9 protein-coding genes are annotated in these 12,793 nt (G+C 45.4%); 2 read left to right on the top strand and 7 right to left on the bottom strand.

Annotation, left to right across the window (positions count from 1 at the left end; all coding sequences use genetic code 11):
• Positions 1-22: 22 nt before the first annotated feature.
• Together J3998_RS02720 and J3998_RS02715 are read right to left on the bottom strand one after the other, a co-directional pair.
• Positions 23-1,105 (bottom strand): hypothetical protein, encoded by a 1,083-nt coding sequence (locus tag J3998_RS02720; RefSeq protein WP_208147542.1) that lies wholly within the window; start codon positions 1,103-1,105, stop codon positions 23-25.
• 87 nt (positions 1,106-1,192) lie between these two features.
• Positions 1,193-3,538: a hypothetical protein gene (locus J3998_RS02715; RefSeq protein ID WP_208147540.1), complete on the bottom strand. Its 2,346-nt coding sequence runs from the start codon at positions 3,536-3,538 to the stop codon at positions 1,193-1,195.
• A 482-nt stretch (positions 3,539-4,020) separates the two neighbouring features.
• Between J3998_RS02715 and J3998_RS02710 the strand changes: the two genes are divergently transcribed.
• Entirely contained in the window at positions 4,021-4,752 is a 732-nt protein-coding gene (locus tag J3998_RS02710; protein WP_425086086.1) for a tRNA 2-thiocytidine biosynthesis TtcA family protein, read from the top strand.
• A 12-nt stretch (positions 4,753-4,764) separates the two neighbouring features.
• Complete coding sequence (locus tag J3998_RS02705; protein ID WP_208147536.1) at positions 4,765-5,691, top strand: lysophospholipid acyltransferase family protein; 927 nt, start codon at positions 4,765-4,767, stop codon at positions 5,689-5,691.
• A gap of 3 nt (positions 5,692-5,694) precedes the next feature.
• Here J3998_RS02705 and J3998_RS02700 read toward each other — a convergent pair whose 3' ends face one another.
• The 5 genes from J3998_RS02700 to J3998_RS02680 are packed head-to-tail and all read right to left on the bottom strand — an operon-like array spanning position 5,695 to position 12,788.
• The gene (locus tag J3998_RS02700) at positions 5,695-6,285 is read right to left on the bottom strand and encodes a class I SAM-dependent methyltransferase (RefSeq protein WP_341829241.1); all 591 of its coding nucleotides are present in this window, start codon (positions 6,283-6,285) and stop codon (positions 5,695-5,697) included.
• A gap of 14 nt (positions 6,286-6,299) precedes the next feature.
• On the bottom strand, positions 6,300-7,751 hold the full coding sequence (locus tag J3998_RS02695) for a TrkH family potassium uptake protein (RefSeq protein ID WP_208147534.1): 1,452 nt from the start codon (positions 7,749-7,751) through the stop codon (positions 6,300-6,302).
• A gap of 2 nt (positions 7,752-7,753) precedes the next feature.
• On the bottom strand, positions 7,754-9,160 hold the full coding sequence (trkA, locus tag J3998_RS02690) for a Trk system potassium transporter TrkA (RefSeq protein WP_208147532.1): 1,407 nt from the start codon (positions 9,158-9,160) through the stop codon (positions 7,754-7,756).
• 50 nt (positions 9,161-9,210) lie between these two features.
• Entirely contained in the window at positions 9,211-10,545 is a 1,335-nt protein-coding gene (locus J3998_RS02685) for a sigma-54-dependent transcriptional regulator (protein WP_208147530.1), read from the bottom strand.
• A gap of 2 nt (positions 10,546-10,547) precedes the next feature.
• Entirely contained in the window at positions 10,548-12,788 is a 2,241-nt protein-coding gene (locus J3998_RS02680; RefSeq protein WP_208147528.1) for a sensor histidine kinase, read from the bottom strand.
• Positions 12,789-12,793 lie beyond the last annotated feature (5 nt).

Here is a 12,793-nt window from a genome sequence, read left to right as displayed (position 1 = left end):
TTTGCGGAAGGGAGATAAACCGCTAAAAACGGTAACTTAGTCCTAAGTTAACACCGAGTGTTTTTGCTTCTTGCCAATCCAAATCGTCGGTGAGTAGTTGAAGCTTAAACCAGCTTCGTTGATAACTTAAACTCCAAGCTTGAGCCGATAGGTAATAACCAACGTCGAAGCGCGAATGAGGAGTGTGATATTGGTAGGCCAGATTATAAAATTCGGCTACGTCGAGGTTTCGATAACCAAATTTTATGCTGTGTTGCGGTGTGATTCGATAAGTGCTACTTAAATTTAATTTAATTGGTATTCGCTGTGTGAAGTCTTCAGTGCTTTCGGTTCCGGAAGCGACTGGATTGAAAATCACATAACCGTCCTCGTCATAGGTTTTGGTGTCTGACGTTCCTGTTACTACTGATCTAGGTGCATCTTGCCAGAAAATTTGAGCAAGCAAATCTTTTGCAAATAGTCTGACAGACCATTTCTCACTTAATTGGCTGTTTAAAGCTAAATCAATTGCATAGCCATAGCCTTGTGGTGACTGCTCTATATTTCGATCGAAGATGAAGTCATTGTCGTAGTAATAATCAACATCAAAGTTAAAGTTATAGTCGTTATCATTTATGCGTGTTGCAACACCATTTAATGCTCCGTCAGTAAGTTTTGAGCCTTGTAAGTAGCTTATTCCTAGCTGCCAGTTAATGTCTTGCCAATTGCTATTTATGGCAAATTTAACACCAGATGCCGCAAAAGATCGGCTCTCTAGTTCGAGTTGATATTCTTGGTTTTCTTCAAGAGGCAATTTGTTTTCAGTTGCATAAATGAATTCAGAGGTGTCTTTAGAGAATTTAACTAGGTAGTCAAATCTTTGAAATAGTGAAATTTGCCAGTTATCTTGTTTGAACCCCAGTTCTATTTGACTCAAACTCAATATTTTTTCGCCAGCTGTGAATTCACTATCCCAACTCTCGTTTAATGCTTTAAGGGCAATGGGTTCACTGTGGTTGAAGCTACTGAGTTGAAAAAAAATATTGTCATTAGCTTGGGCAGGTTGGCTTAGTAAAATTGAGATTGTGATAGCGATTAGATGGGCGAATAATTTAGAGTGTCGCATTTTGCATCCTGCATTAGTGACTAATAAAAAAGGCGATGTACCGAAATATATCGCCTTTAATGCTGTAACTAAAGTGTTATATGTTTTTTAGAAGAATTGAACATAATCGCCGCCATTTTCTCCTGCTCCTGGATAGGTGATTTTGATGACGCCGTCAATGTTTTCGACAGTAGCGACTTCTTCACCTTCTACCGTGATAGTACCAATAACAGTTTCAGCAGAATCTTCTTCTGGTTGATTGATAATTAGCTCCACGCCATCTACATTCGAAACTGTAATATCTCCATTTACGTTAGTAAATAGTTCTTCTATGCTTGCATCGTTGTTTACCGTCGCGCTACCATCAATAACAATTGATCGGTCTCCGTGAGTTAATGTCAAGGTTGAAGAGCCCGTGTTAAGGCCTGTACGTTCAGCAAGCCAGTCTACGGAAATAGGGTCTATTAAGTCAGCTAGGGCGACATCAAAGCTAAGTGAGCCGACTAGTTCCATAAAGTTTTCTTCGGTTTCATTAGAATCTGTCGTTTCAGGGTTTGAGAACTCAAACGCATTCGGAGAATTAAGCGTAATCTCAATACTGCTTGATTCTTCGCCTACTGTGACTGAACCAGTGTATGAAAGCTCTTTAATTAATGGCTGACCATTTTCGCTGTATTCCCAGTATTCAGGAGTGCTAGTCGATGAGGATATTGAGTTGAATATCGCATCAATATTGAATGAACCTGCATAGACAACATCAGTTCCGCTTTCGTTTGAAACGGTTAACGTGGCTCCGGAATCAAAGTCGAACGCTATGGATTCACTGGATTCATCTGAATAGGTTTTACTCTCTTCATCGTAGTTAACGTAGTCATAATATTCGCCGCTAATGTTGAAAGCTGTTTCATTGAGTTCAAGCGAACCAGAAGGTGTCGTTACATCGCCACTAAGTGTGCCGTTAGTAAGTGTAAATAATCCTTCACTTTCGTCTGTAGTCTCTGTTTCTTTAAGAATAGTTTCCTCAATAATTCCTGAAATGCTTCCGTTTAAGTTACCGGTTCGTGTTCCATCAGAAGCGTTAACAAGCGCGATAGTTCCTGAATAGGCATCCGTGTCTTCGTTTAGGGTGGCTGTTACAGTCAAAGTACCACTTGTGAATAGGTAATCGTGTGCATCCGTTGCAAAGTCGATATCAACGTTTATTGAAGTAGCTTCTGGCACCGATGCGTTATTAATTTCCGCTTCAATAACTTGTAACCCATAGGCGGTTGCTGCAATTGGGTTGTCGCCCGTTTCCATATTCGATAGTAATGTCATTGAGCTATCAATCTCGCCAGCAAAACTCGATGCGAAATTAGGATCGTTCACCGTGTTGTTTAGAGCGTTAACATAGGTGCGGAAATCTTTTACAAGTGCTTTTGCTTTATCCACGGCAGAGGCTGTAGCAGTATCATTTGGTTCGGGATTAACCGTAGTTTGGCCATTTGCTTCAGCTTCATCAGCATCATCTTCCATACTTTGAATTGAGCCAGATTTATCAGTGGTATCGGCTTCAGCCAAGGTGTCATTGGCTTCTTGTACCAGTTCGCGAATCGATATAGTATTAGCACCATCGGTGTCATCAATTGCCATTTCACCTGTCGCAAAAGAGTTTGCCAGAGCGGTAATTGCTTCACCTAAGGTTTGGTTGTTATTGGCGGCAATATTCGCTACTGCTGCTGAGAAAGCGGCATAGGCAACTTGTTCAGGACTGGTGGCCCCATTTACGGATTCTGAATCGGTAATATCGATAGGTTGTGTACCTAACAGAGTATTCGCATTGATATTAAGAAGGGTTGCTACTTCATAGTTGGCATTACTGATAGCATTGTTAAGAGAATCAGAGTCGTCGCTGGAAAATCTTGTTTTTGCTCGCGCAACAGCCATATTGGTAAAAGGTGTAATGCTGGCGGAAATAGTCGTGCTGGAACCTGCAGGAATCAAAGTTTGCATCATTACAGCAGTTGCATCCGAATCAACATTGGGTTTATACCATTCACCAAAGTCAATGATTCCATTATCAACGAGGATATCGTTGGCATCATCGGCATTCGCGAAAGATCCACATCCACCAACAGTGTCACATTTCATTTCTGAGGTTGCAGAAGTTGTTAGTGTCAACAATATTGGACCGCCATTGTAGCTATCCGGCAGTTCTAAGCTATAGCTACCAGTCTCACCCGTTTGTGTTTCCGTTAGGGGAATGAGTGCATCCGCGGCAAATGGGTCGGCTGCTGTTAAATCCAGTTCTTGAGCGATAACGACACCGGCATTGATAATTCCTTTAGCCGCAGTGCCAGAAGTAGTGGTTGTGGAAGTGTCTGTGCTACTACTCCCGCTTCCGCATGCGGTCAGTCCTAGAGTTGCAGTTAGAATCGCTGCGGCGAGTGCTGTACGTTTGAATGTTCGGCTCATAATCGTATCCTTTAACGGCTGTATGCTGGTGGTCATTTTTTAAGAGGTGTTCAGGATGTTAATCGTTTGCTAGGGCTTTTATAATCAGTTGCGACAAATCCAGAACGTGTCATGTTGTTTTAAAGTCTTGACGTTGGTAGAAGTAAAACAGAATTACACAGAAATTCCATTCTATTAGTGATGTTTAAATTGTTCTTAATTGATGTCAATATTTCTTAAATGCTTAACATAAAATTATTTTTAGTAAAACAAGTGGATAATTAATTTCATTGATGAAGTTTGAAGAAGCTGTCAATCAAGGATCATTTAAGTGTCGCTACTAAGAATTTGCAAAAGCGGTAAAATAACGCTGTTTTAAATTTTAGTTGGCAGGCATTTTCATGAACGACACGCACAGTGTTGAGAAAACAAACGAAGAAAACGAAGTTAAATTAACCAAAAAAGAGCGTACCAAGGATTGGATTAAGCCCCCGAAGGCGATTATGAAACCGGTCGGTCGGGCAATGGCGCAATTTAAGATGTTGCGTGATGGCGATCGAGTGATGCTCGGTTTATCGGGTGGTAAGGACTCGATGGCTTTGTTGGTTATTTTGAAGCATCTACAGCGTCACGCGCCAGTTAAGTTTGATTTAGCGGCCTGTACTATCGATCCGGAAATCCCGGGCTTTGATCCGTCGCCGTTAAAAGAGTGGTGTGCCAAGATGGATGTTCCGTATTTTTATGAGAGTGAAGATATTGTCGCTTTGGCGGAAGAACGGATGAAGGGCAATTCTTTTTGCAGTTTCTGCGCTCGTCAAAAGCGCGGCATCTTGTACACCACTTGTCGCCGTGAAGGTTATAACGTCTTAGCTTTGGCGCAGCATTTAGATGATTTGGCGGAGAGTTTCATTATGTCGGCATTTAACGCCGGTCAGCTACGAACCATGAAAGCGCATTATCTGAACGATGACGGCGATATCCGTATTATCCGTCCGTTGGTGCGAGTGAGAGAGAATCAGACTCGCGATTTTGCTAAGACGGCCGAACTTCCAGTGATTCCTGATAACTGTCCGGCTTGTTATGCTAAGCCGCAAGCGCGTGAAGAGACTAAGCAATTGTTACTTGAGCAAGAGAAGAAAAATAAGCACCTTTACGCCAATCTTTGGACTGCAATGCAGCCGTTGATTGCTGATGATAACCACGCTGGCGCCGCTGATTTAGCAACTGATGAATAGAAGTAATTGGCAATGAGTAAGACAACTCCTGAACAAAAAATTTCATTTACTAAGCGCTTTAAGCAGTCCTTTGCGACTGGGTTTGCGGTGGTGCTGATTAAAGGTTTTGCTCTATTGCCGCTGAGTGTTGCTCAGGCAATTGGTAAATTCATCGGCACGCTTCTATATTGGCTGCCGAATCGTCAGCGTTTTTTGGCGGAGTGTAATTTACGGGCGGTTTACCCTGAATTGTCGCAAGAGCAGCGAAACAAGTTGTTAAAACAGGTTTTGCAACACAATGCACAAGCGATTTGCGAATCCGGTGCTATGTGGCGCTGGAATCAGGAAAAGCTGTTGAATGCAGTCCGTGAAGTGCATGGTTTGGAGCTATTGGAGCAGGCTTTCGCTCAAGGAAAAGGGGTGTTGATGCTTGGACCGCATATCGGTAATTGGGAAGTGGTCGGCAATTATTTGGCAATTCATTATCCATCGACGGTGATGTATAAACCGCCCAATCTGCAAGGTCTAGAGCAGATGATGCGTGAAGCGCGCGGTCGGTTTGGCTCTGAATTGGTGCCGACCGATTTACGCGGTATTCGTCAGTTGATTAAGGCTTTGCGCAGTAATAAATTAAGTGCCATCTTGCCGGATCAGGATGCCGGCGAAGGCGCGCCGAAAGTGCCGTTTATGGGTGTGCCGGCCAGAACCATGGGGTTGGTCAGCAAACTCTTGCAGAAGAGTGAGGCGGAAGTGCTGTTTATGGTAGGTTTGCGCCATCCGCAAGGTGGTTTTGTTTTGCATGTCCTACCCGCTGATCGAGATGCTTTGGCGGATGCTGACTCTATTAAGGCTGCGATGGCTTTAAATCAGGGAGTTGAGCAGTGTATCAAGATGGCGCCAGAACAATATTTGTGGACTTATCGCCGCTTCCGCGGCACACAGGGCATTTATCAGAAGTAAGTTTTACGATTTGATTTTGCGCCCAATAAACCAGCTGTAGCGGTGCTTCTCAGCACCGTCGCTCGCGTTTTCCGACGCTAACCAGCCTTCGCCATTCACTTCACAACGCAATTCTTTAAAGAGTTTGACCAATTCTCCGGTTTGCAGATAAAAGTCAGAATTACTCGGTGCATTGTTTTGCATGGGGGCGAGAAAACTTTGGTAAAACAACAAGCCATTTGGCTTTAATGCCGAAACGAGTTGTTTGCACAAGGCGCGGTCTAGATATCTACTGACGACAATAACATCGTATTGTTGATAGGGAAGAAGCATCTGTTCCAGGTCGGTAATCAGCGGTGTGATTGGCAAGTGATTTAGGTTGGCGAAGTTATTCAGGATAGTCAGTGCGTTATCGGAAATATCCCAAGCGTCGGTTTTCAGCCCGCAGCGCGCCAAGAAACGAGCGTTTCCGCCCAGCCCGCATGCTAGTTCCAAAGCTCTGCCGGAAAAAGGCAGCAGTTTGCTGTGTTGTTGTAGCACAAAGCAGGGATTAGCCGGTGTTTGTAAGGTGCAGTCAGCATAGCGCTGATCCCATTTTTCTTGGCTGCTAAGCACGGTTACGATCCTTTTTATTTACGCCAGAAAGCAGCGGTGAATAATACCAGTAAGGTGAAAATTTCCAAGCGCCCGAGCAGCATGGCGAAGGTCAGCACCCATTTCACCGGATCACTTAGCGTCGCGTAGTTGGCGGAAACTTCACCTAATCCCGGGCCGAGGTTATTCATCATTGCTGCCACCGCCGAGAAAGCGGTGACTTGGTCAACCCCCAGTGCCATTACCACGAGCATAATAATCGTGAAGGTAAAGACGTAAACGGCTAGGAAACCCCAGACAGCCATCATCACTTTTTCCGGAATACTGCGGCCGCTGAGTTTTACCGGCATAATTGCGTTTGGATGCAATAAGCCTTGGATTTCACGTAACACTTGTTTGGAAAGTAGCAAGAAACGAATCACTTTCATACCGCCGGCGGTTGAACCCGCAGAACCGCCGATAAAGCTCATAAATATCAGTAACGCGGGCAAGAAACTTGGCCATGCAGAAAAGTCAGCATTGGCGAAACCGGTGGTGGTGGTAATGGAGATTGCTTGGAATAAGCCATAACGTATGGAATCCGACCAGTTCGGATAGACATTGTGTAGATATAAAAATACGCTGACGATAAGGCTAATTGCGAGCAATAGGGTCGCGTAGACTTTAAATTCAGGGTCACTAAGGTAAGTTTTGGCGTTTAAGCTACGGAAAGCGCTAAAGTGCAGTGCAAAGTTAATTCCTGCCAAGATCATAAAGAAGATGGCGACCAATTCAATTTCAAAGCTGTCGAAATAACCGATACTGGCATCATGGGTCGAGAAGCCGCCAATCGCAACGGTAGAGAAACTATGGCTAAAGGCGTCAAACCAGTTCATGCCAGCAAACCGATAGGCTAGAGCGCAGGCGATGGTTAAGCCGAGATAAATGTACCAAAGCGCTTTGGCGGTTTCCGATATACGTGGTGCAATTTTCGAATCTTTCATTGGACCAGGCATCTCTGCTCGATACAATTGCATGCCGCCAACGCCGAGCATAGGCAGCACTGCGACCGCTAAAACGATAATCCCCATGCCACCAAGCCACTGTAGCTGTTGTCGATACCAGAGAATGGCATGCGGTAAATCGTCTAAGCCGGTCAGTACGGTTGCGCCGGTGGTAGTCAAGCCGGAGAAGGACTCAAAAATGGAATCGGTTAGGCTGAGAGGCACCTCCTTTTCGATATATAAAGGAAGTGCTCCGACCATGCCGAGCACCACCCAAAACATGACCACGACGAAGAAGCCGTCGCGGATTTTCAGGTCTTGTTTGTAATCGCGAACCGGGTGCCATAAAAATAAGCCGAGCATTAAGACTCCGCCCATAACTGAAGCAAATGCCGTTAGAGCGCCATCTTGATAAATCAACGCAACAATAATCGGAGGGACTAGGGTCAGGCTGAAAATCATCAGCAATAGACCGATGATTTTAAGGATGATTTTGGAGTGCATACTTAGTTCCAGCTAAACCAGCTTGGTTCGCTGGTGGCAAACAGTTCGGCAATTGCCGAGGCGCTATTTGGGTCGGTCAGGAAGAGAATGACATGATCTTCGGCTTCAATTTCCAAGTCACGATGAGCAATAATCACCTCGTTATTTCGGATAATCGCGCCGACAGTGATGTCGCTTGGCCAAGGAATTTCAGCTAGGGTCTTACCGATAATTTCCGAGGTATTTTCACTACCGTGCGCAACGACTTCCATCGCTTCTGCGGCACCACGGCGTAAGGTTACGGCTTTTACCGTGTCGCCCTGGCGTGTATGGTGCAATAAATTACTGGTTGTGATGCTGTCGGCGGAAATTGCCACATCGATACCGTTCAATTGAATCAGTTCGACATAAGATTGGTTATTCACCAGAGCAATAACACGGCGCACGCCGAGTTTTTTGGCGAGCATGCCGGAAATAATATTGGCTTCGTCGCTATTGGTTACCGCAACGAATAGATCGATTTCATCGATATTTTCTTCCAATAACAAATCTTTATCGGAAATATCGCCGCGAATGACTACGGTATTATTCAATTGTTCCGCGACTTCTCGGGCTTGAAGCATATTATGGTCAACTAATTTAACCATATGGTCTTTTTCCAAGGCTTTTGCGAGATGAAAACCGATATTTCCGCCGCCGCCAATCATGATATTGCGTGACGGTTTTTCTTTTTTCTGACGTAATTCGGCAATGATAGCCGGGACATGACGCGGCTCGGCTAGGAAAAATACTTCGTCCCCTGCTCGAATTACTGTGTCGCCAGTAGGCATAACGATTTCGTCTCGGTTACGATAAATGGCGACAATTCGGGTTTTAATTGCGCTAGGAAGATGTTTTTTCAGAGTATTAATCTGCTTGTTAACCAATAGACCATCTTCATAGGCGCGCATTGCGACCATACGTAGTTTACTGTGATGGAAATCGATAACCTGCAATGATCCGGGATATTCGATTAATTGTAGGATATATTCAGTTACCAGGTTTTCCGGGCTGATAAGCAGGTCGATATTGACGGCGTTTTCGTTCTGGTTTCTATCAAAAAGTTCAGGGTGAGCAAGATAAGAACGACCGCGTACACGAGCAATCTTAGTCGGCACCTTGTACATCAATTGTGCAAGGTGGCAAGCGACGATATTGGTTTCGTCATTCTGAGTTGCGGCAATCAGCATATCAGCGTCTTCCAAGCCGGCTTGGGTCAGAATGTCTGGATGCGAAGCGTGGCCGAAAACAGTGCGGATATCGAGGCGGTCTTGCAGACGCTGTAGATGTAGGCGGTCAATATCAACCACGGTTACATCATTGTTTTCATTAGCTAGCACTTCTGCCAGCGATGAGCCGACTTGACCGGCACCTAAAATCACTATGTTCATCTGCGTTCTCGATTTACATCATGGTCTTGAGAGACCTTCCGTTAGCCAAATCAGATTGGGTTTTTCGGGTCTATACCGAGATTTTTCAATTTACGGTATAGGTTGGTGCGGTCAATGCCGGAACGTTTTGCGGTCTCGGCGACATTGCCGCCGGTTTCGCGTAATAGTTGCGACAGATAAGCCGCTTCCAGACGGTCTTTGGCTTCTTTTAAATTTAAAGTGGTATCGACGTTGGCTGCTTGACTGGATTCGCTTTGCGATTCTTTAAGATAATTGCGCACTTCTTCATCGGTCACTTCGCCATTGCCAAGAATTAATATACGTTGTACTAGGTTTTGTAATTCTTTTAAATTCCCCGGCCAAGCGTACTGGCGCAGTGTATTTTGCGCAGGAACACTGAAATGACGGTATTCCAAACCATCACGGGTGACGTAGTGGTTGATGAAGAACTCCAATAGTTCGGGAATATCTTCAGTGTGTTGGCGCAAGGCAGGAATGCCGATTGGCATCACCTTCAGACGTTGATACAGTTCGTCGCGGAAATTACCGTGTTCGACGGCGAGTTCCAGCTCACCTCGGCTCAGAGCGATAATGCGAATATCTAAAGCGATCTTCTGTTCGTCCATCTGCACCATTTTATTTTGAATTAAATCGGTCAAAATATTTTGTGCGTCAAGATTCAGTTGTTCAATATTCGCAATGACTAAGGTGCCCATGTCGGCTTGACGCAGTTGCTGTAATAGTGCGGATTCCTGCATTTGCTCTAAATGGCGGTTAAAGTCATAAGCGGAAAGTTCAACAATCGCTCCATCTTTACGGCTACTGGTTTTGTGCAGTGCTCGCGCTAGATGATGTTTACCGCTGCCGGATTCGCCTTCAATCAATACCGGCATGGTGAATTTCGCTAAGCGTTCTACGGTCTCACGCAAGCTGACCATGGATTTGCTTTTGCCAATTGGCAAGAACTGCTCCGGTAGCTTCTGTTTAAGCTGACGGTTTTCTTGATTAAGACGGATGTTCTCCATGGCGCGTTCGGCAGTGACAATCAGTTTTGCCAGCGAAAGCGGTTTTTCCAAGAAGTCGTAAGCCCCCAGTTTGGTGGCTTCAATTGCCGTTTCGATAGTACCGTGGCCGGACATCATAATCACTTTGGTGTGTTCTAGAAGCGATTCCTGTTGCATATCTTTAAGAAGACTAATGCCGTCTACGTCCGGCATCCATACGTCGAGAAACATAATATCCGGTAAACTTTGTCGCCAAGCTTGCTTGGCCTGAACGCCGTTGGCAGCGGTATCAACCTGATAACCTTCCTCGGCAAAGATTTCGTGCATTAAATTACGAATGTCTTTTTCGTCATCAACTATCAGTAGTTTGCCCGGTTTCATGTTTACTCGCTAGCTAGGATGGGTAAAGTGATTATAAAGCAGGTGCCCTCGGCGGGTGAAGTCTTAACCCGAATTTGTCCGTGATGTTCGTCAACAATTTTGCGGACAATCGCTAAACCTAAGCCCGTCCCTTTCGGTTTATCGGTTGAATAGGGTTCAAAAATCCAGTTTTGCGCCTCTTGCGGAATGCCGGGGCCATTATCGCAAACGTGAATTTCGAGATGATCATTGTCAACTACATCGGCGCGGACTTCGACCTTAGGTGCCGGCAATTCTTCGCAGGCTTCTAAGGCGTTCTTAATTAGATTGTGGAACAGTTGGCGCAGGCGTGATTTATCCGCTAATACCAACGGACAATTTTGATCGAGATGTGAGACGACTTGCCACTTAGCGCTCGGGTCTTGATACATTTCGGTGATGCCTTGAATCAAGCTGCACAATTCGGTACGTTGCAGTTTGACTTCCGGCGTATTGGCGTAATCACTGAACGCTTGTACCAGTGTTTGCATGGTACTGACTTGCTCGATAATGGTCAGCGTTAGTCGGTCGAGTAGCGCCTGATCTTCGCCTTCTAGCTTGCGCCCAAGTTTAAAATTAAGACGTTCCGCCGAAAGTTGTATCGGCGTGAGCGGGTTTTTGATTTCATGTGCCAAACGGCGTGCCACATCACTCCAAGCAGCGTGTACTTGTGCTTGTACCAATTCGGTAATGTCATCGATAACGATAATGTAACCAGCTGCTTTCTGATCCAGCGCCGGTAGCGGTGAGCCGTGTAAAAATAAGATTTTTTGACCATTGGCGACTTGGAATTCAAACTGCATGCTCCAGCTATTTTCCGAATCGTTGGCTGGTTTGTTGGAGGCACTTTCTAAATCGGAAAATTCCTGCACGATTCGTCCCAACAGATGTTGCAAGCTTTGTTGATGCAGTTCTTGGTCGCCGGGTAATTCTTCTAGGGTTTTCGCCTTGGCGAGGAACGACATACTCTGATCTAGAAGGTGTTCACTTTTTACATCGAGGATTCTTTCGGCGGCGCTATTCAAGGTACGAATTTGCTGTTGCGTGTCCATGGTAATCACGCCGCTAGTCAGGTTTTGGATGACGGTTTGCAGATACAGTTTTTGCACTTCGGCTTGTTGGTGACTGAGTTTAATGTCGTTTCGCGCTTGTGCGATACGGCTAATCATATCGTTGAAAGAGCTAATCAATTCGCCGAATTCATCCTGCTGTTTGACCGGCATGCGAATGGTATAGTCGCCGCGTGAAACTGCTTTGGTACCGCGTGCTAAAGTACGAATCGGGCTAGTGAAGTTCTGTACTGCTCGCACGGTAAACAGTACTGCTGTCACTAAAGTCAGTAACACTACCATTGATAAGATTAAGGTGAAACTGGTGGTTAATGGGCCTTTTAGGTATGAAAGTTCGCTGTATTGTTGTGCGGCTACGGCTACCGAGTCGGCTTGCGCAGTGAGGTTTTGCGGAATTGGGAAAATTGCCTGTAGCGCATATTGCGAGTTCAATGAGCGTCCGACTGGAATCAGAATGCGTACGAATTGTTCTTTGAGGGTGGCGCCGGGGATGCTCTCGATAGCGGCATAAGGAGTCTCTTTCCGCACTTGTTGGAACAGATTATCGCCGGGTGTCGTACTCGGTAAAATTTGCGTGTTGTCACGAGAGCTGAAAGCGGCTAGTTGTTGGTTGGTTTGATAGAGCGCAACCTCTTGAGCATTGAGCAGAATACGGATGGTATCGACGGTTGCCACCGGATTGAATTCCAAACCGATTTGCTGCTGACTGACTACGCTTTGCGTTAGTTTTAAACTGTCGCGAGTTTTATTGTCCAAGGTGATGGTTGCGAGATTAGCGGCTTTATTGAGCGCATCTTCAGTGGTGACGTCAAACCATTGGTTAATGCCTTGTTGGATAAAATTCAGCGAGAAGGCGAAGATGGTGATTGCCGGAATGCCCATTAAAATCGTCGCCAAAACCGTTAGGCGGATAGTGATTTTAATGCCGGGAATATTCTGTTGAAATTGGCGATACAGCTTCCACAAGGTGCGCACAAACAGACCCAAGAGAACCCCGACGCCGACCCAAGTGATAACGAGCATCACTGAGTAGGCCTCTTCGAATTTGGAGGCGTTTTGCAGAATTTGGCTCATCATCACCAGCATCAACATCAATACACTAAACAGCAGGCTAACCCAGCCGAACTGTTTTAAAAAGCGTCCAAATGATCCCATCTGCG

Source organism: Thiomicrorhabdus marina (genome assembly GCF_017571465.1).
Taxonomy (GTDB): domain Bacteria; phylum Pseudomonadota; class Gammaproteobacteria; order Thiomicrospirales; family Thiomicrospiraceae; genus Thiomicrorhabdus; species Thiomicrorhabdus marina.
The sequence above is the reverse complement of the archived record's forward strand: the minus strand, read 5'-3'. Positions and strand labels throughout refer to the sequence as shown.

Excerpts from the sequence above, each read along its gene's own strand:
- J3998_RS02695 (WP_208147534.1), bottom strand. The coding sequence starts at position 7,751 with ATGCACTCCAAAATCATCCTTAAAATCATCGGTCTATTGCTGATGATT.
- J3998_RS02720 (WP_208147542.1), bottom strand. The coding sequence starts at position 1,105 with ATGCGACACTCTAAATTATTCGCCCATCTAATCGCTATCACAATCTCA.
- J3998_RS02705 (WP_208147536.1), top strand. The coding sequence starts at position 4,765 with ATGAGTAAGACAACTCCTGAACAAAAAATTTCATTTACTAAGCGCTTT.
- trkA (WP_208147532.1), bottom strand. The coding sequence starts at position 9,160 with ATGAACATAGTGATTTTAGGTGCCGGTCAAGTCGGCTCATCGCTGGCA.
- J3998_RS02680 (WP_208147528.1), bottom strand. The coding sequence starts at position 12,788 with ATGGGATCATTTGGACGCTTTTTAAAACAGTTCGGCTGGGTTAGCCTG.
- J3998_RS02715 (WP_208147540.1), bottom strand. The coding sequence starts at position 3,538 with ATGAGCCGAACATTCAAACGTACAGCACTCGCCGCAGCGATTCTAACT.
- J3998_RS02710 (WP_425086086.1), top strand. The coding sequence starts at position 4,021 with ATGAAACCGGTCGGTCGGGCAATGGCGCAATTTAAGATGTTGCGTGAT.
- J3998_RS02685 (WP_208147530.1), bottom strand. The coding sequence starts at position 10,545 with ATGAAACCGGGCAAACTACTGATAGTTGATGACGAAAAAGACATTCGT.